Origin of the sequence: Sphaerisporangium fuscum, from assembly GCF_018531465.1 — a bacterium.
Classification (GTDB): domain Bacteria; phylum Actinomycetota; class Actinomycetes; order Streptosporangiales; family Streptosporangiaceae; genus Sphaerisporangium; species Sphaerisporangium fuscum.
Genome location: NZ_JAHDTF010000054.1, coordinates 22319 through 45540 on the forward strand (window position 1 = coordinate 22319; position 23222 = coordinate 45540).

The following is a 23222-nucleotide window of genomic DNA, read 5'->3' on the forward strand; positions in this document are numbered from 1 at the left end:
GGATAGTTGCCCGGGGCCACAGGAGCGTCCCGGCCGTCCGGCCCTCCCTCTCCGCGGCCCCGGAAAGCCGGCGGCCCGCACGCCGTCGGAGGCGTGCGGGCCGTCGGTCGATCGCCTGGAGCGCGGTGTCAGCCCTTGGCGGTGGCGGCGCGGAAGGCGTCGACGATGCCGTGGCCGTAGAAGCCGTTCTTGGTCTTGCCGCCCTCGCAGGCGTGGGTCTGCTCGACGGCGGAGTAGGTCGTGGAGCCGGAGGACGGGCAGGCCGTCTGGTCGGCCGTCGCGTACAGCAGCTGCTCGACCCTGGCGGGGCTGAGCTGGACCCCGCCCTTGCCGGGCTTGCCGAACCGGTCGATCAGGATCGCGGCGACGCCCGCGGCGTGCGGGGAGGCCATCGAGGTGCCCGAGAGGTACTGGTAGTACGAGCAGGTGCCGCGGTGGCAGTCACGGACGACCGAGGAGCTGGTGGGCTTGCCCTTGGCGTCGATCAGCTTCTGCGCCCGCAGGGCCTTCTCCGGAGCCGCGGCGAGGATCTCACGGGCCGCCCCCTTCAGGGAGGAGCCGGTGTCGGACGGGTCGCCACCGGGAGCGGCGACGTCGGTCTGCTCGATGCCGTAGTCGGAGTACCAGGCCTTGCGCTTGCTCGGGCCGACGGCGGAGACGGAGATGACGCCGTTCGACTCGGCCGGCACGTTGACGCAGGAGTTGTCGATGGTGCGGTCGCGCTCCTTGCCCAGCGGGTAGCCGGGGCTCTCCTTGTCCTCGGTCGGGTTGCCGAGGTCGGTGGAGCCGTTGCCCAGGGCGCTGATCAGGGTGACGCCGCGGCTGCGGGCGTAGTCGAGCGCGCGCTGCACGCCGGTGACGATGCCCGCCTGCTGGAGCTGGTCGGCGCGGGAGTCGGCGGAGTTGTGGGCGCAGTTGAACGTCCACGGGTCGACGAAGAAGCTCATGTTGACGACGTCGATGCCGGCGTCACCGGCGTAGGTGAGCGCGTCCATGACGGGCTTGAGGAAGAAGAAGCCCGAGTCCGTGCCGGCGCGGATGTTGACCAGCGAGACGTTGGGGGCGACGCCCGCGACGCCGATGCCGTTGAGCGGCGAGCCGATGGTGCTCGCCACGTGCGTGCCGTGGCCGTCGTCGTCCTCGTCGACCGGGTCCTTGCAGCCCTTGACCTCGCACGGCCCGTCGAGGACCTTGCCGTTGGGGTCCTTGGGGTGGTCGGTGACGAAGTTGCGGCTGAGCGCCCGGTTGAAGTTCGGGGCGATGTCGGGGTGCTTGCCGTCGACCCCGGTGTCGATGATGCCGACCAGGACCTTGTGGCTGCCGCGGTCCTTGGCGTACGACCCGCTGGGCGTGGCGCCGATCATCTTCATGTCCCACTGGCGGGCCGACAGCGGGTCGCCGCCGCGGGCGCCGGCCGCCGTGGAGATCTCCTGTGAGGGGACGGCGGTGGAGGCGGCGCGGCCGGTGAGGGCGGTGGCGGTGCCGATCCTGCGGTTGTCGGTCACGCCGACGACGGCCGGGCTGTCGCCGAGCCGCTCGGCGAAGGCCGCTCCGGGCCCGTGGGCCATGACGTAACCGAGTTTGGTGTCGACGGCCCCCGCCGTGCCCCCGCTCGCCTTGACGGCCGCCACGGCGGCCGCCTGGCCGCCCTTGGCGTAGAAGACGAGGTATTCGCCGGGCGTGCTCGAGGCGGGCCGGGCTGTGGCGCCTGCGCCCGTCGCCAAAGTGCTCGCGGCGAGCGTCGCCGCCACCGTGATCGAAACGGCGGCGCCGAACAGGCGTCTGTACCCCTGAACCATTGACCCTCTCCTCAAGACCTCTCACAGAACGAGGCAGCATCTTTCAGCGGATCGAGGATCAAAGCAAGTCGTCGACCAAATCCCCCAACAATCCACCCACTACTGCTCTTTTGACTACAAATAACTCTATTCACCACAAAAAGGGACGGCGTCCCTCGGCGAGGGACGCCGTCCCCGCAGGTCGTCAGACCAGCGGTCGCGCCGTCGGCGGGATCGCGACGGGCAGGGCGGTCTCGCCGCTGAGGTAGCGGTCGACGGCCGCCGCCGCCGAACGGCCCTCCGCGATCGCCCAGACGATGAGCGACTGGCCACGGCCCATGTCACCGGCGACGAAGACGCCCTCCACGCCGGACATGTACGACTTGTCGCGCGCCACGTTGCCCCGCGCGTCGAAGAACGCCTCGGGGTCGCCGGCGGCCGCCGCCAGGTCGGTCAGCAGGGCGCCCTTCTCCGGGCCCACGAAGCCCATCGCCAGGGTGACCAGCTCGGCCGGGATCTCGCGCTCGGTGCCCGGGATCGGCTTGAAGCCGTTCGCCGGCCCCTCCACGTCCACCAGGCGCAGCGCCCTGACCCGCCCCTGCTCGTCCCCGACGAACTCGGTCGTCGACGCGGCGTACACCCGCGCGCCGCCCTCGACCTCGAGCTCCTCGTGGGCGCTCTCCATCTTGAACAGCAGAGGGTAGGTCGGCCACGGCTGGGTGCCGGGCCGGGCCGCCGGAGGCCGCGGCATGATCTCCAGCTGGGTGACCGAGGCCGCGCCCTGGCGCAGCGCCGTGCCGATGCAGTCGGCGCCGGTGTCGCCGCCGCCGATCACCACGACGTGCTTGCCCTCCGCCGACACCGGAGAGGTCTCGAAGTCGCCCTCCTGCACCTTGTTGGACAGCGGGAGATACTCCATCGCCTGGTAGATGCCGTCGAGCTCGCGGCCCGCCACCGGCAGGTCACGCCAGGCGGTCGCTCCGCCGGCCAGCACGACCGCGTCGAACTCCTCGCGCAGCCGCGCGGCCGTGACGTCCACCCCGACGTCCACGCCGGTGCGGAACTCGGTGCCCTCGGCGCGCATCTGCTCGAGGCGCCGCTCGACGTGCCGCTTCTCCATCTTGAACTCGGGGATGCCGTAGCGCAGCAGGCCGCCGGCGCGGTCGGCGCGCTCGAACACCACCACGTCGTGGCCGGCGCGGGTGAGCTGCTGCGCGGCGGCCAGCCCGGCCGGGCCGGACCCGACCACCGCGACCTTCCTGCCGGTCCTGGCGGCCGGCGGCTGCGGCGTCACCCAGCCCTCGGCGAAGGCGCGGTCGATGATCTCGACCTCGACGCGCTTGATCGCCACCGGGTCGGAGTTGATGCCGAGCACGCACGCCGACTCGCACGGCGCCGGGCACAGCCGCCCGGTGAACTCCGGGAAGTTGTTGGTGGCGTGCAGCCGCTCGATCGCCTCGTGCCAGTCGTCGCGGTACACGAGGTCGTTCCACTCGGGGATGAGGTTCCCGAGCGGGCACCCGTTGTGGCAGAACGGGATGCCGCAGTCCATGCACCGCGCGGCCTGCTTGGTCAGCGCGGGCTTGGGGAAGTCCTCGTAGACCTCCCGCCAGTCGCGGATGCGGACGTCGACCGGGCGGCGCGCCGGCAGCTCACGCTCGTGCGTCAGGAAACCCTTGGGGTCAGCCATCGGTGAACCTCCCTTAACCGTGTACGGCGGCGGCCATGACCGCCTCGTCGATGTCCCTGCCCTCGGCCCGCGCGGTCTCGGCGGCCGTGAGCACCCTCTTGTAGTCGACCGGCATGATCTTGCCGAACCGGGTCAGCGTGGCGTCCCAGTCGTCCAGCAGGTTCTTGGCGACCGTGGAGCCGGTCTCCGCCAGGTGCCGCTCGACGATGTCGCGCAGGAACTCCGAGTCGTCCTCGGTGAGCTCCTCGATCTCGACCATCTCGCGGTTCACCCGCACCGGGTCGAGGTCGAGCACGTAGGCGACGCCGCCCGACATGCCCGCCGCGAAGTTGCGCCCGGTCGGCCCGAGGACGACGGCACGGCCGCCGGTCATGTACTCGCAGCCGTGGTCGCCCACGCCCTCGACGACGGCGGTGGCGCCGGAGTTGCGGACGCAGAACCGCTCGCCCACCACGCCCCGGACGAACACCTCGCCGGAGGTGGCGCCGTACAGGCCGACGTTGCCCGCGATCACCTGCTCCTCGGCGCTGAACGGCGCGTCGGGGTGCGGCCGTACCGTCACCCGCCCGCCCGACAGGCCCTTGGCGAGGTAGTCGTTGGCGTCGCCGGTGAGCCGCAGGGTGACGCCCCTCGGCACGAACGCGCCGAAGGAGTTGCCCGCCGACCCGGAGAAGCTCACGTCGATGGTGTTGTCGGGCAGGCCCTCCCCGCCGTACCGCCGGGTGACCTCGTGGCCGAGCATCGTGCCGACCGTGCGGTTGACGTTGCGGATCGGCAGCTCCAGGGTCACCCGGTCGCCGTACTGCAGGGCGCCCTCGGCGAGCTGGATCAGCGTGTTGTCCAGCGCCTTGTCCAGGCCGTGGTCCTGCTCGACCGTCCGGCGCAGCGGCGTGCCCTCGGGCAGGGCGGGCACGTGCAGGATCGGGGACAGGTCGAGACCCGCCGCCTTCCAGTGCTCCTCCGCGGCCGCGGTGTCGAGGACCTCGGCGTGGCCGACCGCCTCTTCGATCGAGCGGAAGCCGAGCGCCGCGAGGTACTCGCGCACCTCCTGGGCGATGAACTCGAAGAAGTTGACCACGAACTCCGGCTTGCCGGAGAACCGCTTGCGCAGCTCGGGGTTCTGCGTCGCGACGCCCACCGGGCAGGTGTCGAGGTGGCAGACGCGCATCATCACGCAGCCCGACACCACCAGCGGCGCGGTGGCGAAGCCGAACTCCTCGGCGCCGAGCAGCGCCGCGATGATCACGTCGCGGCCCGTCTTCAGCTGGCCGTCGGCCTGGACGACGATGCGGTCGCGCAGGCCGTTGAGCAGCAGCGTCTGCTGGGTCTCGGCCAGGCCGAGCTCCCAGGGCGCGCCCGCGTGCTTGATCGAGGTCAGCGGGGAAGCGCCGGTGCCGCCGTCGTGGCCCGAGATGAGCACGACGTCGGCGTGGGCCTTGCTCACGCCCGCCGCCACGGTGCCGACCCCGACCTCGGCGACGAGCTTGACGTGCACGCGCGCCTTGGGGTTGGAGTTCTTCAGGTCGTGGATCAGCTGGGCGAGGTCCTCGATCGAGTAGATGTCGTGGTGCGGCGGCGGCGAGATGAGGCCGACGCCGGGCGTGGAGTGCCGGGTCTTGGCGATCCACGGGTACACCTTGTGGCCGGGCAGCTGGCCGCCCTCGCCGGGCTTGGCGCCCTGCGCCATCTTGATCTGCAGGTCGTCGGCGTTGACGAGGTACTCGCTGGTGACGCCGAAGCGGCCGGAGGCCACCTGCTTGATCGCCGAGCGCCGCACGGGGTCGTGCAGCCGCTCGGGGTCCTCGCCGCCCTCACCGGTGTTGGACTTGGCGCCCAGCCGGTTCATGGCGATCGCGATGGTCTCGTGCGCCTCCTGGGAGATGGAGCCGTAGGACATCGCGCCGGTGGAGAAGCGCCTGACGATGCTCTCGACCGGCTCGACCTCCTCGATCGGCACCGGCGGGCGCACGCCCTCGCGGAGCTTGAACAGCCCGCGCAGGGTCATGAGCTTCTCGGACTGGCCGTCGACCAGGTCGGTGTACTGCTTGAAGATCTCGTACCGGCGGGTTCGGGTGGCGTGCTGCAGCCTGAACACCGTCTCGGGGTTGAACAGGTGCGGCTCGCCCTCGCGGCGCCACTGGTACTCGCCGCCGACCTCCAGCCGGCGGTGGGCGTTCTCGGCGCGCGGGTAGGCCCGCCGGTGACGCAGCTCGACCTCCCGGGCGAGCACGTCGAAGCCGATGCCGCCGAGCCTGGAGGTGGTGCCCGCGAAGCAGGCGTCGATGACCTCCTGGCCGAGGCCGAGCGCCTCGAAGATCTGCGCGCCGGTGTAGGACGCCACCGTCGACACGCCCATCTTCGACATGATCTTCAGCACGCCCTTGCCGTACGCCTTGATCAGGTTGCGCACGGCCTTACGCGGCTCCAGGTCGAGCGCGCCGGCGGCGATCATGTCCTCGACGGTCTCGAGCGCGAGGTAGGGGTTGACGGCGGAGGCGCCGTACCCGATCAGCAGCGCCATGTGGTGGCACTCGCGGGCCTCGCCGGTCTCCACCACGAGGCCGACGCGGGTGCGCGACTTCTCGCTGATCAGGTGGTGGTGCACCGCGCCGGTCAGCATCAGCGACGGGATCGGCGCCATGCGGCCGTCGGAGCCCCGGTCGGAGAGCACGATGATGCGCGCCCCGCCCGCGATGGCCTCCGAGACCTCGGCGCGGATCTCCTCAAGACGCCGCAGCAGGCCCTCGCCGCCGCTCGCGACCTCGTAGAGGCCGGAGACGACGTGCGGCTGGAAGCCGGGCAGCGCGCCCTCGTCGTTGATGTGGATGATCTTGGCGAGCTCTTCGTTGTCGATCACCGGGTACGGCAGCACGAGCCTGCGGCAGGACGCCGCGCCGGGGGCGAGCAGGTTGCCCTCCGGGCCGATGGTCGTCTGCAGGGAGGTGACGAGCTCCTCGCGGATCGCGTCCAGCGGCGGGTTGGTGACCTGCGCGAACAGCTGGCTGAAGTAGTCGAACAGCAGCCGGGGCTTCTCGCTCAGCACGGCGACGGGCGAGTCGGTGCCCATCGAGCCGATCGGCTCGGCGCCCGTCCTGGCCATCGGGGCCAGGATGACGCGCAGCTCCTCCTCGGTGTAGCCGAAGGTCTGCTGGCGCTTGACCAGGGCCTCGTGGGTGACGATCGGGCGCTCGCGGGCGGGCAGCTCCTCGAAGCGGACCAGGCCCGCGTGCAGCCACTCGTCGTACGGGTGGTCGGCGGCGAGCTCGGCCTTGATCTCGTCGTCCTCGATGATCTTGCCGCGCTCGGTGTCGACGAGGAACATCCTGCCGGGCTGCAGGCGGCCCTTGCGGACGACCTTGGCGGGCTCGATGTCGAGCACACCGGCCTCGGAGGCGAGGACCACCAGGCCGTCCTCGGTCACCCAGAAGCGGCCGGGACGCAGGCCGTTGCGGTCGAGGACCGCGCCGACCAGCGTGCCGTCGCTGAAGGTGATCGACGCCGGACCGTCCCACGCCTCCATCGAGGTGGAGTGGTACTCGTAGAACGCCCGCCGCGCGGGGTCCATCTCGGTGTGGTTCTCCCACGCCTCGGGGATCATCATCAGCACCGCGTGCGGCAGGCTGCGCCCGCCGAGGTGGAGCAGCTCCAGGCACTCGTCGAACGACGCGGTGTCCGAACCGTCCGGGTCGCAGATGGGGAAGAGCCGGGAGAGGTCGCCGGGGATCAGGTCGGTCGCCAGCATCGCCTCTCGGGCCCGCATCCAGTTGCGGTTGCCCTTGACGGTGTTGATCTCACCGTTGTGGGCGACGTACCGGTACGGGTGCGCCAGCGGCCACGACGGGAAGGTGTTGGTGGAGAAGCGCGAGTGCACCAGCGCGATCGCGCTCTCGAACCGCTCGTCCGACAGGTCGGGGAAGAACGGCTCCAGCTGCGGGGTCGTCAGCATGCCCTTGTAGACGATCGTCCGCGAGGACAGCGAGGGGAAGTACACGTCCACTTCGTGCTCGGCGCGCTTGCGCAGGCAGAAGGCGAGCCGGTCGAGCTCGATCCCGCTCCGGCCGTCCGGCGAGGACACGAACAGCTGGTGGAAGGACGGCATGGCGGCGCGGGCGCTCGGACCGGCGTACGCCGGGTCGATCGGCACCTCGCGCCAGCCGAGGACCGTGAGGCCCTCTTCGGCGGCGATCTCCTCGATCGCCCGCACGGCGGTCGCGCGCGCCTGCTCGTCCAGCGGCAGGAACGCGATGCCGGCGGCGTAGGAGCCGGCCGGGGGAAGCGGGAACGTGACGTTCCCACGGAGGAAAGCATCGGGAATCTGCGTCAGGATGCCGGCGCCGTCGCCGGTGTCCGGTTCGCTACCCTTGGCTCCCCGGTGGTCAAGGTTGCACAGCGCCGTCAGAGCCTTCGCGACGATGTCGTGGCTACGGCGTCCGGCGACATCGGCGACCATGGCCACACCGCAGGCATCGTGCTCCTGCGAGGGGTGATAGAGGCCCTGGGGCTCGGGGAGACCGAGGCGGGCAGCAGGCATTGAATCCCTCCCGTCGTCTTCGTCTGCTTCGTCTGGTATGGCGAGTGCAGGCAAGAGGGACGACGTTGGCCCTGCTGCAGTTAGGTGTGTAGAGACTACCTCACCCTGCCGGAATAGTGCCCGCCAGGTCTGAATCGCGAACATTCACCGTCCACGCGAGGACATCTTGGTGTCGTATGTCGTACGTCCCAGGCCGCACCGATGCAACAAGCCGAAATAGGGCGTTATTCCAGGTCAGAGGGCATGTGGCGGCTCCGGGGAAGGTCAATTTCAGGTCAAGAAAAGCCCTCCCACAACCCCGGCCGCCCCCACCCTTATGGCGGACCCGGCAGACGATCACGGCATCGACCGCCGAGTGATGTAACCCACAAACACCACCTGTCTCCTGGACCGCTTCCCCTTCCGGCGGCGCCGACGCGGCGGGAGGCGGGTCAGCCGGCAGCGGCCAGGACGCGCTGCTGGACGAAGGCGCCGAGCGTCTCCAGGGCGAGTTGCGGGGAGATCAGGTCCGCGGACCCGCCCTCGTCCGCCACGGGGCCGACCCAGTTCACGACCACGAAGTGGCCGACCGCCCGGACGTCCGCCCGGCTGTGGCCGGCGTCGAAGGACCGCGGCTGCCCCGGGGCGAGCCGCAGGAAACCGTCGCCGCGCCGGGGGTCGAGCGCCGCGACCAGCTTGTCGGCGGCGGCGCCGTCGGGCAGGTCGAAGACGGCGTACTGCCCGGAGACCCCGCCGTCCTCGCTGATGAACCCCGCACGGACGACCTGCGCGCATCCCGCCACCGCGGCGGAGGGGCCCTCCCCCCACAGCGCCTCGGCGCAGTCACGCGACACCGTCACCTGGCGGCGGACCATCGTCACCCCCGACGAGGCGAGCCTGGCCGTCGCCCCGAAGACCTCCTGCTCGCTGAGCGGGCGTGGATCGCCGCGCCGGGTGGCGATCGGCTCGTACAGCGCGGAGGTGGGCTCCCCCCGGAACACCGCCGGTCTCGGGCCCGTCTCCGGACGGGTGAAGGCGAACGCCGCCGCCCCCGCCGCAACGAGCACCCCGGCCAGGGCCACGGCCATCCACCTACGGCTGAGCATGGCCCCTGAGCCTAGTGGCCCCGGGCGGCGCCGTGCCCACGCTCACGACAGCGTCACCGGCCGTGAGCTCACTTGGCGGGCGGCGTGGCGCCCGTGCCGGTGACGGCCACGACGCGGCGGTAGATGGCCTTCTCGGCGCCCCTGGCGGCGAGGGCCAGCGAGACGAAGTCGTCCTTGGCCCCGGGCTCGTGGCCGTCCGCCCGGGCGACCCAGACGAACCCGGCGTAGTGCCCCATCGCGTGGCCGCTGCCCTCGCTGTAGCCGTCGGGGCCGAACGTCGCGGCGCTGGACTGCAGCGCGCGCACCCACCCACCCCCGCGGTATTCGGTGGACATCGCCTGCACGAACCCCTCGGCCGCCGAACCGCTGGCCATGTTGAACAGGGTGTACTGGGCGACGTACCGGCGGTCGGCGCTGAGGTAGAGGCCCCGCACGGCCTGCGTGCAGCCGGTCCCGGTCAGCTTGGCGACCGTGCTGCCTCCCCACATGACCTGCGCGCAGGAGCCGTCGAGGCGGCGGTCGAGCAGCTTCAGGGTCACCTTGTCGCTGGTGAGCGACTTGGCGGAGAAGACCTCCTCCGCCTTCAGGGGGGCGGCGTCGGCCTTCCGGTCGGCGATCGGGCCGAACAGCTTGGGCGAGGGCCAGGCCTCGTACTCTTCGGGTACGGGCAGTCCGATGCCGTCGGCGGCCGCTCCCTGCCGCGAAGGGGGAGCGTCGACGCCGAGCGTGCTGATCACGTACGTCAGGCCGGCCCCTCCGAGCAGCACCACGAGGACGGTGCCCACCGCGATCAGCAGGCGCTGCCGGCCCGGGCTCATCCCGCTCTCGCTGAGGGCCTCCACCTCGAAGGAGGATCGGCGCCTCTTGCTGCCCTTGGCCTTCTTGCCGCCGTCGTCGGGCTGGGCGGGCTGGGGCCGCTCGGCGGGCGGGGCGTAGCCGGTGCCCTCCATGTGGTCGGCGACCTCGGCCCACGAGGGACGATGAGGCGCGTCCGCATGCTCGGCGCGCCGGGGATACGGCCCTTCAGGAGGCTGGACGTGGCCCGGCTGCTGGGGATATGCCCCGTAGGCGTTGCCAGGAGATTGGACGTGGCCGGCGCCGCCCGGCTGCTGGGGATACGCCCCATAGCCGCCCTCGGGAGGCCGGACGTGCCCGGGATACGCGCCGTAGCCGCCCTCCGGAGGCTGGGCGTGGCCGGCGCCGCCCGGCTGCTCGGGGTACGCCCCGTAGCCGCCGTCGTCGCGCTGGGGGACCGCCGAGCGGCCGGCGCCGTCCCCGCGCCCCGCGCGACGGTCCGGATCGTCCGTGCGCTCGGCGCCTTCGGGGCTCCTGGCGCGCCTGGGGCGGTTCGCGCCCCTGGCGCCCCGGTTTCTCCTCGGGCTGTTGGTGTCGTTCGGGCGGCCGGTCACAGGGCACCCGCTCCCAGCAGCGACCCCAGGGCGAACGTCAGCCCGGCGGCGACGGCGCCCACGACGAGCTGACGCAGGCCGGAATACCACCAGCTCCGCGCCGTGACGCGCGACACCAGCGCCCCCGCCGCGAACAGCGCGGCCGTCGACAGGGCCGCCGACACCCACAGCACCGTGGCCCCGAGCAGGTAGGGCAGCAGCGGGATGGCCGCACCGACGCTGAAGGAGAGGAACGAGGAGACGGCGGCCAGCTTCGGCGAGGGAAGATCGCCGGGGGCGACGCCCAGTTCGGCCCGCGCGTGGACCTCCAGCGCCTTGGCCGGGTCGCGGGAGATCTGCCGGGCGACCTCGGCGGCCAGATCGGGGTCGACGCCGCGCATCTCGTACAGGCGCGCCAGCTCTCTCTCCTCCGCCTCGGCGTTTCCGGCGAGCTCGCCGCGCTCCACCTCGAGCTCGGCCAGCGCGAGCTCGCGCTGACTGGCGACCGAGACGTACTCGCCGCCCGCCATCGAGAACGCGCCCGCCGCCAGGCCCGCGACACCCGCCAGCGAGACGACCCTGATGTTGGACGTGCCTCCGGCGACGCCGGCGATCAAGGCGAAGTTCGACACCAGACCGTCCATGGCACCGAACACCGCCGGGCGGAGCCAGCCGCCCGTCACGTCGCGGTGCTGGTGGTGGACTTCGGCGCGCCCCCCCGAGGAGCCGCCCTGGGTCATCGTGTATTCGCCTCCGAGTCGGGTACGGCCGTGGGCGGCGTCTGCGTCTTCCCGGGGGCGTCGCCGCCCTTCGGGGCCGCGTCGGCGGCCTCGGCCCCGGCGCCGCCGTCCGTGGCCCCCTTGTCTTCGGCATTGTCCCCCGAGCCCGGCGCCGTCGTCTCACCGGATGCCTCGGAAGGCTCGGGCTCCGCGGCGGCCTCGGCGCTCTCCGTCCGCCCGGTGGGCTCGGACGCGGCGGCTCTTTCCTCGGGGTCGGCCTCTTTCGCGCCGTGGGCCGGGTCGGCGTCCTCCGTGCCTCCGGCACGCTCGGCGCCGGCCGAAGGCTCCTCGCTCTCCGCGGCGTCCGTCGTGGCGAGGGGGCGCACCGCCTCCGCCGCGTCGCCGGCGGTCTCGTGCTCGTCGGCCTGGTCGGCCGGATGGGCCGGGTCGGAGGCCGCTCCCCCGCCGGGCGACACGATCTCCTCGCCGGTCTTGTTCCTGGTCAGCCACATGTACAGCAGCGCGCCGACGAAGATGATGAGCGAGGTCCACTGGTTGAGCCGCAGGCCGAGGATGTGGTGGGCGGGGTCGACCCGCATGCCCTCGATCCAGAAGCGGCCGAGGGTGTAGCCGGCGACGTACAGCGCGAACAGCCGGGCGTGACGCAGCCCGTACCGCTTGCCGGCCCAGATCAGCACGCCTGCCAGCGCCAGGTCCCACAGCGACTCGTACAGGAAGGCGGGGTGGTAGGTCGACACGCCGGGGATCGTGCCGGGCCGCCCCGGGTCGATCTCCAGACCCCACGGCAGGTCGGTGGGGCCGCCGAACAACTCCTGGTTGAAGTAGTTGCCCCAGCGGCCGATGGCCTGTGCCACGGCGATGCCGGGGGCGACGGTGTCGGCGACGGCCGCCAGCGAGATACCGCGGCGGCGGCAGGCGATCCACACCCCGACGGCGCCGAGCGCGATCGCCCCCCAGATGCCGAGGCCTCCGTGCCAGATGTACAGCGCGTCGATGGGCCGGTTGGGCGCGTTCTCGGCGAAGTAGAGCTGCCAGTCGGTGATGACGTGGTAGAGCCGGCCGCCGACCAGGCCGAACGGGACGGCCCAGACGGCGAGGTCGGTGATCGTGCCGGGCTCGCCGCCGCGGGCACGCCAGCGGCGCTCGCCGATCCAGACGGCGGCGATGACACCGAGCACGATGCAGAAAGCATAGGCCCGCAGAGGGATCGGTCCGAGGTGCCAGACCCCTTCTGGCGGACTGGGAATGGAGGCCAGGGGCATGTCAGGTGACGTTACCGCTTCCGGGCCTACTTCGCGGCATCAAGGATGGCCTGGCGCAGCGAAGCGGGGGTGAACGCCACCTTGTTGTCGAGCTCGGTGCCGTTGAGCCGCAGCGTCGGCGTGCCCTTGGGCGCCATCTTGGAGGCCGTCTGGCTGTACTGCGTCTGGGCCTGGACGTGCTTCTGGGACTTGACGCACGCCTCGAAGCCCGGGTCGGTGACCCCGGCGTCCTTGCCCCACTTGACCAGGTCGTCGAGCGCGAAGCCCTGCTTGTCCTCGGGCGGCTGCTGCTTGAACAGCTTGTCGTGGAAGGCCATCCACTGGCTGCCGCCGGGGACGCAGCGCGCGGCCGCGGAGGCGCGCATGGAGTTACTGGAAGTGGGCTCCATGGTGAAGATGTTGATGGGGTGGTACTGCACCTTGACCTGGCCCGCCGCCGCCATGTTCTTGACCGTGGCGGAGCTGGTCTCCTCGAACATCTTGCAGGCCGGGCACTGGAAGTCCTCGTAGACGTCGAGCACGGGCTTCTCGACGCCCGGCTTCGCCATGACGATCGTGCCGTCGGACTGCACGGTGATCGGCGCGAGCTGACCGCTCAGGGTCTCGGACTTGCCCGACTGGACGTACCACCAGCCGCCGCCGACGGCGACCAGCGCGACCACCACGACCGTGATGATCGTGGCCAGGCGCCTGCGCTGCTCCTGCTTGCGCTCCAGCTCGCGCTGCGCCTTGATCCGCTCGCGCGCGGAGACGTCCCGCGCGGCCTTTCCCATCAGAGGATCTCCTTCGTTAGACGTCGTCCCCGCGGCCCGGGGCCGGGGAGGCATGCGACCGGCGGCCGCGGGAGGCTCCGGACGCCGGTGGGTCAGGCGGCCTCGGGCTCGCCGCCTTCGGGCTCGTCGTCCCCGTGCTCGTCGCCGGCGAGCGGCGCCCGGCCGGGGACCAGACCGAGGGCGGAGTCGAGGGAAAGGCGACCGGGGCCGTACAGGGTGATCCAGGCGCCCAGCAGGAACAGCCCGGCGTCCCTGAGGATCTCCCAGAAGTAGTTGGGACTCTGCCCGGCCGCCAGGGCACCGCCGCCCCCGAAGCAGCCGCAGTCGATGCGCAGGCCGCGCGCCCAGGCCGACCCGATGCCGACCACGAAGGCCAGCATGAGCAGCGCCGAAACGCCGCCCGCCGCACGCGTGAGCAGCCCGACAACCAGCAACACCCCAACGACGATCTCAAGGATCGGCAGGCCGTAGCCCACCGCCGTGGCGACCCCCTCCGGCAGCAGCTCATAGGCCTTGACGGCCTGGACGGACAGAGCCGGAGTGCCGATCTTGAGCCAACCGGCGGCGATGAGCACGCCGGCGACCACGAGCCTGGCGACGGTCGTCACCCAGGGTACCGCCGGATGCGCGTTGAGCGACCTCATGGTCGCAGCCTCCTGTCAAAGCCACCGGCGCCGCCCTTCCGGGGGACCGGCCGCAGGCTATCGGATCATGGACATGGTGGGGCCACCGGCGTCGCACGCGGCGGCGGCCCGGCCGCGCCCCTGCCGAGGGTACCGGCTGACCACCCCATCATGGGTGCGATAAGAGTCGGATAAGCGGCCTGGAGTCCCGGCCTGACCTGCGGAAAGGCTACCTCAGCCGCGGACGCCGGCGGCCAGCTCGGCGGCGAGGGCGCGCACCGACGCCAGGCCGGAGGCCTCGTCGGGGGCGTCGAGGAGGCCGCGGATGAACGCCGAACCCACGATCACGCCGTCGGCGTACCCGGCGACCTCGGCGGCCTGGGCGCCGGTGCCGACGCCGAGCCCCACGCAGACCGGAAGGTCGGTGTGGGCGCGGCAGCGCTTGACCAGGCCCTCGGCGGCGGAGCTGACGCTCGCGCGGGCGCCGGTGACGCCCATCAGGGAGGCGGCGTACACGAACCCGGTGCAGCAGTCGGCGACGGCCTGGATGCGCTCGTCGGTGGAGCTGGGCGCGACCAGGAAGACGGTGTCGATGCCGGCCTGCGCGCTGTACTCGCGCCAGGGCCCGGCCTCCTCGGGCGTGAGGTCGGGGGTGATGGTGCCGGTGCCGCCGGCGCTCGCCAGGCTGCGGGCGAAGCGCTCGGCGCCGTAGCGGTCGATGGGGTTCCAGTAGGTCATGACGAGGACGGCGGCGCCGCTCTTGGCCACTCCCTCGACGGTGCGGAGCACGTCGGCGATACGGGTGCCGTTGGTCAGCGCGCGGTGCACGGCGTCCTGGATGGTGGGACCGTCCATGAGCGGATCGGAGTAGGGCAGGCCGATCTCGATGACGTCACAGCCGGCCTCCACCATGGCCGTCGCTGCGGCGATGGCGCCGTCCTTGGTGGGGAAGCCGGCCGGGAGGTATCCGACGAGGGCGGCACGCTTGTCGGCGCGTGCCTTCTCGAACACCGTCTGAAGAGTCGTCATGTCTGGAAGTCCCGCTCAGGTCACGATTACAGGTTGAAGTACTTCATGGCGGTGCCCATGTCCTTGTCGCCGCGGCCCGAGAGGTTGACCAGGATCGTCGCCTCGGGGCCGAGCTCGCGGCCGAGCTTGATCGCGCCCGCGAGCGCGTGGGCCGACTCGATCGCCGGGATGATGCCCTCGGTGCGGGCGAGGATGGAGAACGCCTCCATGGCCTCGTCGTCGGTGATGCCGTGGTAGGTGGCGCGGCCGGAGTCCTTGAGCCAGGCGTGCTCGGGGCCGACGCCGGGGTAGTCGAGCCCCGCGGAGATGGAGTGGGACTCGATGGTCTGGCCCTCGTCGTCCTGCAGGACGTAGGTGCGCGAGCCGTGCAGGACGCCCACCGAGCCCTCGGTGAGGGTGCAGGCGTGCTCGCCGCTCTCGACGCCGTGCCCGGCGGCCTCGTAGCCGTGGAGCGCGACGCCCTCGTCGCCGATGAAGGCGTGGAAGATGCCGATGGCGTTGGACCCGCCGCCGACGGCCGCGGCGACGGCGTCGGGCAGCCGGCCGGTGAGCTCGAGGACCTGGCGGCGCGCCTCGACGCCGATGATGCGCGCGAAGTCGCGGACGATCTCGGGGAAGGGGTGGGGCCCGGCGACCGTGCCGAAGAGGTAGTGGGTGGTGTCGACGTTGGTCACCCAGTCGCGGAAGGCCTCGTTGATGGCGTCCTTGAGGGTGCGGCTGCCGTTGCCGACCGGGACGACCTTCGCGCCGAGGAGCTTCATGCGGGCGACGTTGAGCGCCTGGCGCTCGCAGTCGACCTCGCCCATGTAGATGACGCACTCGAGGCCGAGCAGCGCGCAGGCGGTGGCGGTGGCCACGCCGTGCTGGCCCGCGCCGGTCTCGGCGATGACGCGGGTCTTGCCCAGGCGCTTGGTGAGCAGGGCCTGGCCGAGCACATTGTTGATCTTGTGGGCGCCGGTGTGCGTGAGGTCCTCGCGCTTGAGCAGGACCCGGGCTCCCCCGGCCACCTGGCCGAACCGCCGCACCTCGGTGACGGCGGTCGGGCGGCCGGCGTAGGTGCGCAGCAGGTGGTCGAACTCGCGCAGGAACTCGGGGTCGGCCTTGGCCTCTTCGTAGACCTTGGCGACCTCGTCGAGCGCCGGGATCAGCGCCTCGGGCACGAAGCGGCCGCCGAAGACGCCGAAGCGGCCCCGCGCGTCGGGGTCGTCACCGGCCGGGCCGTTGCCCGCGAAGTCGGCCGCGGTGATCAGGGTGCCTTCTGCGGTGCTCACTGGTGCCTCTCGGGTCCGTTGTCGAGTCGCGATGCCGGGTGGGCTCCGGCCGTGACGAGGTCGACCACGGCCGCCCTCGGGTCCTTGCCGGTGACCAGGCTCTCGCCGACGAGAACGGCGTCGGCGCCCGCCCGGGCGTAGGCCAGCAGGTCGTGCGGGCCGCGCACACCCGACTCGGCGATCTTGATAACGCCGTCGGGGATCTTGGGTGCGATGCGGGAGAAGACGTCGCGGTCGACCTCCAGGGTCTTGAGGTTCCGCGCGTTCACCCCGATGATCTTCGCACCGGCGTCGAGAGCTCGATCGAGCTCCTCCTCAGTATGCACCTCGACGAGCGGCGCGAGGCCGATCGACTCGGCCCGTTCGATGAGCGACACCAGGGCGTTCTGGTCGAGGGCCGCCACGATGAGCAGCGCCAGGTCGGCGCCGTAGGCCCGGGCCTCCCACAGCTGGTAGCTGGTGACGACGAAGTCTTTGCGCAGGATCGGGATGTCGACCGCCGCGCGCACCGCGGCGAGGTCGTCGAGGCTGCCGCCGAAGCGGCGGCGCTCGGTCAGCACGCTGATGACGTGCGCGCCGCCGGCCTCGTAGTCGCCGGCGAGCGCGGCGGGGTCGGCGATCGCCGCCAGCGCGCCCTTGGACGGGCTCGACCGCTTCACCTCGGCGATGACCGACACCTTGTCGCCGCCCAGCGCGGCGTAGGCGTCCTTGGTGGCGGGCGCCCGCTGGGCGCGTTCCTTGAGCTCCGCCAGCGACACGGCCCGCTGCCGGTCGGCGAGGTCGGCCCGAACGCCGTCCAGGATCTCGTCGAGCACGCTCACTTGATCTCCTCGCTTGGCTTGCTCACCCGATCAGGGTCCCTCCGGTCGACTGTGCTCGCGGGCGGAGCCGCCGCGCCCGCAGCTGGGACCGCGGAACCGGCTTCCTCCCCCGACCTTGCCCTGCCGATGGTATCGGGCTTAACGCGGTCGCCTCGCCACAGGGGGTGCCGATCTCGCTGGGTCAGGGCGCCAGGAACCGGCCGAACGGGAGATTGCGCACGATCCAGAAGACGATGACGAGCGCCAGGAAGCCCCAGATGTAGGCCGGGTGGGCGAGGGTCGTCCGCACCGGCCGCCCCTGCCAGGTGCGCAGGGCCCACCGCCCCCACCAGAACAGCAGGAACGGAACCGTGGCCACCGCGAGAGGGTTCAGCCCGAGGGCCGCCACGACGTCGGCGTGGGCCAGGGCGTGGATCGCCCGCAGGGTGCCGCACCCCGGGCAGTAGAGCCCGGTGAGGAACAGGAACGGGCAGGTCGGGTAGTGACCCGGCTGGTTGGGGTCGACGGCGCCGACGTAGGCGACCACCGCCCCCGCCAGCGCCGCGGCGCCGAGGGGCGCGAGCAGCGGCCTCAGCCGGCCGCCCCCGCGCCTCCCGGTGTGCTCCGCGTGAGAGGCCATCAGTAGCTGGAGTAGCTCGAGGCCGACAGCAGCAACGCCACGAGGACGAAGTAGCCCACGATGGCCACGACCTCCACGACGATGCCCCAGATCAGCGCGCGCTTCCACCAGGTCTTGGCCTCTTCGGAGGCGGCGATGGCGCCCTGGTAGTCGCCGGCGGCCCACTTGGTGTTGACCTGGGACGACTTGACGATCGAGACGATGCCGAAGGGCAGACAGCAGAACAGCGTGGTGAGGATCGCCGGGACGAGGTGGTTGTCGGGCGCCTGCGGCGGCGGGCCGCCGTAGCCCCCCTGCCCGTAGCCGTAACCCCCCTGGGGAGGGTAGCCGCCCTGCTGGCCGTAACCGCCGTCCTGCGCGCCGTACCCCTGCTGGCCGTAGCCCCCGCCCTGGCCGTAGCCGCCGGGCTGCTGACCGTAGCCGCCCTGCTGGCCGTACCCCCCGGGAGGCTGGCCGCCGCCCTGCTGGCCGTACCCCCCGCCGGGCTGCTGAGGGTCGTACCCCTCAGGGTTGCCCGGCTGATTCCCGTAGCTCATTCGATGACTCCTGTGACGTCATTGCGCATCTCGCGCTGCGGCAGCATAGCGACGAGCACCGACCGAAAGGGCCGATCGTTCCGCTTTGTGGGCAACTTGTGTCCTGCGGCCGGGCCCGGCGTGCAGCCCAGGACACCTCCCCGCCCCGGGATGTCAGCCCCTCTGGTCGTCGGTGGGGTCGACCCCGCGGTCGAGGGCGTCCCAGAGCGACCGGTCGCCGGCGCCGGGCCGCTCGCCTCCGGGACCGCCCCGCCCCGTCCCGGAGGCGCCCGGACGGTCGTACCGCTCGGACATGCCGGGCCAGCGGGCGCCGCGCGCCACGGCGGTCAGGCCCGCGGCCAGCAGGACGACCCCGCCCGCGACGGCCGTCGCGGGCCAGGCCCAGGTGACGGACGCGGTGGCGTGGCCGGCTCCGGTGAGGGTGCTGTGCTCCAGGGCGGCGCGCACCACGTGGGAGGACGAGGCGCCCTGCCAGGCGGCGAAGCCGATCGCGGCGCCGAACAGGGCCATCAGCGCGCCGATCACCCGGCGCCAGACTCCCCGGGTGGCCAGCACCGCCACCACGGCGGCCAGCGAGGCCAGCGCCAGCGGGCTCAGCACCGGGACGAGATCGCCGCCGGCCTGCGTGACCGGCGCCATGTGCGGGGCGCCGGGGTCGGCGGAGAAGGTGACCCGGGCCCAGGTGCGGCCGGCGGCGACGAGCGGGAGCACGGCTCCGGCCGCGCCGGCGGCCACCCAGGCGAGCAGGACGCGCCGCGCCCCGCTGCGCGTGGGCCCGGCCTCCGCCGTGAGAGTCATGCCGGCACCTCGAGCACGTCGGCGTCGAAGCAGGTGCGGTCGCCGGTGTGGCAGGCCGCCCCGACCTGGTCGACCTTGAGCAGGATCGTGTCGCCGTCGCAGTCGAGGGCGACGTGCTTGACCCACTGGACGTGGCCGGAGGTGTCGCCCTTCACCCAGTAGGAGCCCCGGCTGCGCGACCAGTAGGTGGCGCGGCCGGTGGTGAGGGTGCGGTGCAGCGCCTCGTCGTCCATCCAGGCGAGCATGAGCACCTCGCCGGTGTCGTGCTGCTGGACGACCGCGGGCACCAGGCCGTCGGAGGTGCGCTTCAGGCGTTCCGCGATCTTCGGATCAAGAGGCATGTGGCAATTGTGCCGCAACCAGGCGCAGGGGCAGGTCACCGCATGGGTATGTCGCCAGCTCCCCGCCGCCGCGGTACACCGACCCGGCGAGCCACTTGGCCGTGGTGGAGGCGACCACCCGGCCGGAGGCGTTGACCAGGAACGCCGGCCCCGGGATCGCGCGGAGCGCCGGGACGACGGCGGCCTCGAAGGCGCCCACCAGCACGTCGGCGGCCGCCACCCCGACGAAGACCCCCTCGGCGAGCACGGGGACCGAGAGGGTGAGGCTGTAGTCGTCGGTGCACAGGTAGTCGACGTAGGGGCCGCAGACCGTGCGCTCGGCCCCCGAGCGAGGCCCGGCGAACCAGTCCCAGTGGGTGTAGTCGTAGAACGCGCTGCTGGCGGGGTCGAGGTCGCGAAGGAGCTGGGCGGGGGCGCCGTCCGGGCGGTACTGCCACCATTCGAGGTACCACGGCGCGTCGGCGAGCAGGCCGGGCGCGGCGATGAAGCCGATGCCCGCCACCAGCGCGCCGAGGTGCCCGAACAGCAGCGGCCGCAGCGCGGCCAGCTCGGCGGTGACCGGGTCGCGCCCGTTCCGGCGGGCGGTGGTGATCAGCTCGGCGGCGACGGCGCGCACCTCGGCGAGGGCGCGGAACACCATCTCGGCGGTGTCGGTCACGGCGAGGCGCGCCCGGGTGAGGCTCGCGCGGGCCTCGTCCTCAACCTTCGTGGTCATGGTTCCGTTCACGTTTCGAGGAGCCGGAGCTCGATGAGATGCTCGACGGCGTCGAGCACGTGCCGCTCGGCGAGGTCGCGGGCCTCGCCGGCGTCGCCCCTCCGGACGGCCTCGGCGATGGCGCGGTGCTGCGCGGTCACCTCATCGTGCCTGGTGGCACCCGATCGGGGAAGCCACAGCAACGGTCCGATGTCGGTCTGTAACCGGATCTCCTCCTGGGTGAGGCGCGCCGACTGGGACGCGGCGGCGACCTCGATGTGGAAGCGTCCCTCGACGCGTCCCCTGCGGCTCTCGGGCGCGGCGGCCATCTCCTCGATCGAGCGCCACAGCGGCGCGAGGTCCTCGGGGAGCGACCGCTGCGCGGCCAGCCGGGCGGCGGCGCCGGCGATGGCGGCGTAGTGGTCGCCGAGGTCGCGCAGCTCGGCGACCGAGAACGCCCGCAGCCGCGCCTCGAACTCCCCGCCGCGCGGGTCGGGCGGGACGCGGACGAAGCTGCCGCCGCCCCGCCCCCGGCGGGTCTCGACCAGCTCGCGCTGCCGCAGCGCCACCAGGGCCTCCCGCAGGGTCACGGTGGAGACCCCCAGCCGTCCGGCGAGCTCGGTCTCGCTCGGCAGCTGCTCGCCGTCGGCCAGCAGCCCTAGGGCGATCGCGTCGGCGAGGCGGCGTACGACGGCGTCCACGCGGGCGGCGCCGCCGACCGGGGCGAACACGGCCAGGCGGGCGGTGTCCATGCTGGTGACTTCTCCCTCTGCCGCAACGGTTTACCCCATTGATACCGGACCGTGCATTGCCGGGAAACCTTTGAAACCATATGTTTCAGCTCATGCCAGAGAACAACGTGGCGGTACGGCTGCGCGGCCTGCGCAAGAACTTCGGGGCCGTGGAGGCCGTCGCGGGCGTCGACCTCGAGATCGCCGACGGGGAGTTCTTCGCGATGCTCGGCCCGTCGGGGTCCGGCAAGACCACCGTGCTGCGGATGATCGCCGGGTTCGAGTCGCCCACGGCGGGCACGGTCGAGCTCGGCGGGCGCGACGTCACGCGCCTCGCCCCCTTCGAGCGCGACGTCAACACCGTCTTCCAGGACTACGCGCTCTTCCCCCACATGACGGTGCTGAACAACGTCGAGTACGGCCTGCGCGTCAAGAAGGTCGCCAGGGCCGAGCGCCGCGAGCGCGCCCTGGAGGCCCTGCGCTCGGTGCGGCTCTCGGGCTTCGAGAACCGGCGGCCGGCGCAGCTGTCCGGCGGCCAGCGCCAGCGCGTCGCCCTGGCCAGGGCGCTGGTCAACCGGCCGCGCGTGCTGCTGCTGGACGAGCCGCTCGGCGCGCTGGACCTGAAGCTGCGCGAGGAGATGCAGGTCGAGCTGAAGGAGATCCAGCGCCAGGCCGGCATCACGTTCCTGTTCGTCACCCACGACCAGGAAGAGGCGCTGACCATGAGCGACCGGGTCGCGGTCTTCAACGGCGGTCTGGTCGAGCAGGTCGGCACCCCGGCCGAGGTGTACGAGAGGCCGGCGACGCCGTTCGTGGCGGGCTTCGTCGGCACCTCCAACCTGATCTCCGGCGAGGCGGCGCGGACCGTCCTGGGCAAGGAGGGCACCTTCAGCGTGCGGCCGGAGAAGCTGCGCCTGGTGCTCGACCTCTCGGCCCCGGTCGGGGACGAGGAGCACAGCGCCACCGGCACCGTCGCCGAGGTGGTGTACGCCGGGGCCGCGACGCGGTTCGTCGTGGACCTGGACGCGGGCGGGCGGCTCATCGTCCTGCAGCAGAACCTCGAGGTGTCGTCCATGGACGTGACGGGGCTGCGCGGCGGGCGGGTGCGGCTCGCCTGGAACCGCCGCCACGAGTTCGCCATCGCCTCCTGACGCCCTCCCCTCCTTCCCCCTCGACTCCCGTTCAGCGTCCCCTCGCCAAGGAGGAACACATGCGGTCCACCCGACTCGCCATGGCCGTCGCAGCGCTCGCGCTGGCCGCCGCCGCGTGCGGCGGTTCCGGCGGTTCGAGCGGTTCCGGCGGCACGGCCGCCGCCCCCGGCCGGAGCGGCTTCACCCCGCCCGAGATCGAGGCGCTGAAGAGCCTCGGCGCGGGCGAGGGCCAGGTCAACCTGGTGGCCTGGGCCGGTTACGCCGAGGACGGCTCCAACGACCCCAAGGTCGACTGGGTCCACCCCTTCGAGCAGGCCACCGGGTGCAAGGTCAACACCAAGACCGCCGGCACGTCCGACGAGATGGTCAATCTGATGAAGACCGGCGAGTACGACGCTGTGTCGGCCTCCGGCGACGCCTCGCTGCGCCTGATCGCCTCCGGGACGGTCGCGCCGGTCAACACCGACCTGGTCCCCAACTACAAGAACGTCTTCGACGGGCTGAAGCTCAAGCCGTGGAACTCCGTCAACGGCGTCGCCTACGGCGTGCCGCACGGCCGGGGCGCCAACCTGCTGATGTGGCGCACCGACAAGGTCACGCCCGCGCCCGACTCCTGGAGCGTGGTCTTCGACCCGGGCTCCCCCTACAAGGGCAGGCTGACGGCCTACGACTCCCCCATCTACATCGCCGACGCCGCCCTCTACCTGATGGGCACCAAGCCCGAGCTCGGCATCAAGGACCCCTACGCGCTGGACGACAAGCAGTTCCAGGCGGCCGTCGACCTGCTCAAGCAGCAGAAGCAGAACATCGGCGAGTACTGGTCGGACTACACCAAGGCGGTGCAGGCCTTCAAGAGCGGCGACACGGTGGCGGGCACCACCTGGCAGGTGATCGCCAACCTGGTCAAGGCCGACAAGGCGCCCGTCGAGGCGATCCTGCCCAAGGAGGGCTCCACCGGCTGGTCGGACACCTGGATGGTCGCGGCCAGGGCCCAGCACCCCAACTGCGCCTACAAATGGCTCGACTGGATCATCTCGCCCAAGCCGAACGCCCAGGTCGCCGAGTGGTTCGGCGAGGCGCCGTCGAACAGGGAGGCCTGCGCGCAGACCTCCGACAAGAGCTTCTGCGACACCTTCCACGCCACCGACGAGTCCTACTTCTCCAAGGTGCACTACTGGACGACGCCGATCGCCCAGTGCCTTGACGGCCGCACGGACGTCAAGTGCAAGGACTACTCGGAGTGGACCCGGGCGTGGACGGAGATCAAGGGGTGACGTCCTCCGCATCCGGCGCGCCGGCCGTGTCCCCGCCCCGCCTCGGCGGCGCGCCGGGCGGGCCGGCGGGCCGTCCCGGTCCGCGGC

At 72.2% G+C, this 23222-nt stretch carries 20 protein-coding genes; 2 read left to right on the top strand and 18 right to left on the bottom strand.

The window, feature by feature from the left end:
- Nucleotides 1–128: 128 nt before the first annotated feature.
- From KIK05_RS44120 to KIK05_RS44205, 18 genes are all read right to left on the bottom strand, one after another.
- Nucleotides 129–1799, bottom strand: a complete 1671-nt coding sequence (locus KIK05_RS44120) for a S8 family peptidase (protein WP_214416901.1) — start codon at nucleotides 1797–1799, stop codon at nucleotides 129–131.
- A gap of 184 nt (nucleotides 1800–1983) precedes the next feature.
- Nucleotides 1984–3468 carry a glutamate synthase subunit beta gene (locus tag KIK05_RS44125; protein WP_214416902.1) on the bottom strand — a complete coding sequence of 495 codons (1485 nt, stop codon included), beginning with the start codon at nucleotides 3466–3468 and terminating at the stop codon, nucleotides 1984–1986.
- 13 nt (nucleotides 3469–3481) lie between these two features.
- Nucleotides 3482–7999: a glutamate synthase large subunit gene (gene gltB, locus KIK05_RS44130; protein ID WP_214416903.1), complete on the bottom strand. Its 4518-nt coding sequence runs from the start codon at nucleotides 7997–7999 to the stop codon at nucleotides 3482–3484.
- A gap of 431 nt (nucleotides 8000–8430) precedes the next feature.
- Nucleotides 8431–9084, bottom strand: coding sequence for a hypothetical protein (locus tag KIK05_RS44135; protein ID WP_214416904.1), 654 nt, complete (start codon nucleotides 9082–9084; stop codon nucleotides 8431–8433).
- A 68-nt stretch (nucleotides 9085–9152) separates the two neighbouring features.
- Nucleotides 9153–10493 (bottom strand): hypothetical protein, encoded by a 1341-nt coding sequence (locus KIK05_RS44140; RefSeq protein ID WP_214416905.1) that lies wholly within the window; start codon nucleotides 10491–10493, stop codon nucleotides 9153–9155.
- Entirely contained in the window at nucleotides 10490–11212 is a 723-nt protein-coding gene (locus tag KIK05_RS44145) for a VIT1/CCC1 transporter family protein (protein ID WP_214416906.1), read from the bottom strand. Before KIK05_RS44145 ends, KIK05_RS44140 begins: the two co-directional genes overlap by 4 nt.
- A complete protein-coding gene (gene lgt / locus KIK05_RS44150) occupies nucleotides 11209–12390 on the bottom strand; it encodes a prolipoprotein diacylglyceryl transferase (protein ID WP_372455665.1) in 1182 nt (393 codons plus the stop codon). Before lgt ends, KIK05_RS44145 begins: the two co-directional genes overlap by 4 nt.
- A gap of 110 nt (nucleotides 12391–12500) precedes the next feature.
- A complete protein-coding gene (locus KIK05_RS44155; RefSeq protein WP_214416908.1) occupies nucleotides 12501–13247 on the bottom strand; it encodes a DsbA family protein in 747 nt (248 codons plus the stop codon).
- Nucleotides 13248–13339: 92 nt separating this feature from the next.
- Entirely contained in the window at nucleotides 13340–13891 is a 552-nt protein-coding gene (locus KIK05_RS44160; RefSeq protein ID WP_214416909.1) for a MauE/DoxX family redox-associated membrane protein, read from the bottom strand.
- Nucleotides 13892–14104: 213 nt separating this feature from the next.
- Nucleotides 14105–14899 carry a tryptophan synthase subunit alpha gene (trpA, locus tag KIK05_RS44165; protein WP_214416910.1) on the bottom strand — a complete coding sequence of 265 codons (795 nt, stop codon included), beginning with the start codon at nucleotides 14897–14899 and terminating at the stop codon, nucleotides 14105–14107.
- 26 nt (nucleotides 14900–14925) lie between these two features.
- Nucleotides 14926–16146: a tryptophan synthase subunit beta gene (trpB, locus tag KIK05_RS44170; protein WP_308250403.1), complete on the bottom strand. Its 1221-nt coding sequence runs from the start codon at nucleotides 16144–16146 to the stop codon at nucleotides 14926–14928.
- A 20-nt stretch (nucleotides 16147–16166) separates the two neighbouring features.
- Nucleotides 16167–16991: an indole-3-glycerol phosphate synthase TrpC gene (trpC, locus tag KIK05_RS44175; protein WP_214416912.1), complete on the bottom strand. Its 825-nt coding sequence runs from the start codon at nucleotides 16989–16991 to the stop codon at nucleotides 16167–16169.
- A 181-nt stretch (nucleotides 16992–17172) separates the two neighbouring features.
- Nucleotides 17173–17610 (bottom strand): DUF2752 domain-containing protein, encoded by a 438-nt coding sequence (locus KIK05_RS44180; protein WP_214416913.1) that lies wholly within the window; start codon nucleotides 17608–17610, stop codon nucleotides 17173–17175.
- Nucleotides 17610–18146 (bottom strand): CD225/dispanin family protein, encoded by a 537-nt coding sequence (locus KIK05_RS44185; RefSeq protein WP_214416914.1) that lies wholly within the window; start codon nucleotides 18144–18146, stop codon nucleotides 17610–17612. Before KIK05_RS44185 ends, KIK05_RS44180 begins: the two co-directional genes overlap by 1 nt.
- A gap of 153 nt (nucleotides 18147–18299) precedes the next feature.
- A complete protein-coding gene (locus KIK05_RS44190; protein ID WP_214416915.1) occupies nucleotides 18300–18944 on the bottom strand; it encodes a TIGR02234 family membrane protein in 645 nt (214 codons plus the stop codon).
- Entirely contained in the window at nucleotides 18941–19285 is a 345-nt protein-coding gene (gene hisI, locus KIK05_RS44195; protein WP_214416916.1) for a phosphoribosyl-AMP cyclohydrolase, read from the bottom strand. Before hisI ends, KIK05_RS44190 begins: the two co-directional genes overlap by 4 nt.
- A complete protein-coding gene (locus tag KIK05_RS44200; RefSeq protein ID WP_214416917.1) occupies nucleotides 19275–20000 on the bottom strand; it encodes a cache domain-containing protein in 726 nt (241 codons plus the stop codon). The genes hisI and KIK05_RS44200 overlap by 11 nt, the downstream gene beginning before the upstream one ends.
- An 8-nt stretch (nucleotides 20001–20008) precedes the next feature.
- A complete protein-coding gene (locus tag KIK05_RS44205) occupies nucleotides 20009–20731 on the bottom strand; it encodes a FadR/GntR family transcriptional regulator (protein ID WP_214416918.1) in 723 nt (240 codons plus the stop codon).
- Between the two features lie 92 nt (nucleotides 20732–20823).
- Here KIK05_RS44205 and KIK05_RS44210 point away from each other — a divergent pair, with 92 nt between their 5' ends.
- A complete protein-coding gene (locus KIK05_RS44210; protein WP_250564472.1) occupies nucleotides 20824–21861 on the top strand; it encodes an ABC transporter ATP-binding protein in 1038 nt (345 codons plus the stop codon).
- A 59-nt stretch (nucleotides 21862–21920) separates the two neighbouring features.
- Nucleotides 21921–23135: an ABC transporter substrate-binding protein gene (locus KIK05_RS44215; protein WP_214416920.1), complete on the top strand. Its 1215-nt coding sequence runs from the start codon at nucleotides 21921–21923 to the stop codon at nucleotides 23133–23135.
- The last annotated feature ends 87 nt before the right edge of the window (nucleotides 23136–23222 follow it).

What these genes read in the sequence shown, in the direction of transcription:
- KIK05_RS44120 (WP_214416901.1), bottom strand. Translation starts at nt 1,799, where the DNA reads ATGGTTCAGGGGTACAGACGCCTGTTCGGCGCCGCCGTTTCGATCACG.
- KIK05_RS44185 (WP_214416914.1), bottom strand. Translation starts at nt 18,146, where the DNA reads ATGAGCTACGGGAATCAGCCGGGCAACCCTGAGGGGTACGACCCTCAG.
- trpA (WP_214416910.1), bottom strand. Translation starts at nt 14,899, where the DNA reads ATGACGACTCTTCAGACGGTGTTCGAGAAGGCACGCGCCGACAAGCGT.
- KIK05_RS44215 (WP_214416920.1), top strand. Translation starts at nt 21,921, where the DNA reads ATGCGGTCCACCCGACTCGCCATGGCCGTCGCAGCGCTCGCGCTGGCC.
- KIK05_RS44210 (WP_250564472.1), top strand. Translation starts at nt 20,824, where the DNA reads ATGCCAGAGAACAACGTGGCGGTACGGCTGCGCGGCCTGCGCAAGAAC.
- KIK05_RS44125 (WP_214416902.1), bottom strand. Translation starts at nt 3,468, where the DNA reads ATGGCTGACCCCAAGGGTTTCCTGACGCACGAGCGTGAGCTGCCGGCG.
- KIK05_RS44135 (WP_214416904.1), bottom strand. Translation starts at nt 9,084, where the DNA reads ATGCTCAGCCGTAGGTGGATGGCCGTGGCCCTGGCCGGGGTGCTCGTT.
- KIK05_RS44205 (WP_214416918.1), bottom strand. Translation starts at nt 20,731, where the DNA reads ATGGACACCGCCCGCCTGGCCGTGTTCGCCCCGGTCGGCGGCGCCGCC.
- KIK05_RS44190 (WP_214416915.1), bottom strand. Translation starts at nt 18,944, where the DNA reads ATGACTCTCACGGCGGAGGCCGGGCCCACGCGCAGCGGGGCGCGGCGC.
- KIK05_RS44155 (WP_214416908.1), bottom strand. Translation starts at nt 13,247, where the DNA reads ATGGGAAAGGCCGCGCGGGACGTCTCCGCGCGCGAGCGGATCAAGGCG.
- KIK05_RS44180 (WP_214416913.1), bottom strand. Translation starts at nt 17,610, where the DNA reads ATGGCCTCTCACGCGGAGCACACCGGGAGGCGCGGGGGCGGCCGGCTG.
- KIK05_RS44160 (WP_214416909.1), bottom strand. Translation starts at nt 13,891, where the DNA reads ATGAGGTCGCTCAACGCGCATCCGGCGGTACCCTGGGTGACGACCGTC.
- KIK05_RS44145 (WP_214416906.1), bottom strand. Translation starts at nt 11,212, where the DNA reads ATGACCCAGGGCGGCTCCTCGGGGGGGCGCGCCGAAGTCCACCACCAG.
- gltB (WP_214416903.1), bottom strand. Translation starts at nt 7,999, where the DNA reads ATGCCTGCTGCCCGCCTCGGTCTCCCCGAGCCCCAGGGCCTCTATCAC.
- hisI (WP_214416916.1), bottom strand. Translation starts at nt 19,285, where the DNA reads ATGCCTCTTGATCCGAAGATCGCGGAACGCCTGAAGCGCACCTCCGAC.
- KIK05_RS44200 (WP_214416917.1), bottom strand. Translation starts at nt 20,000, where the DNA reads ATGACCACGAAGGTTGAGGACGAGGCCCGCGCGAGCCTCACCCGGGCG.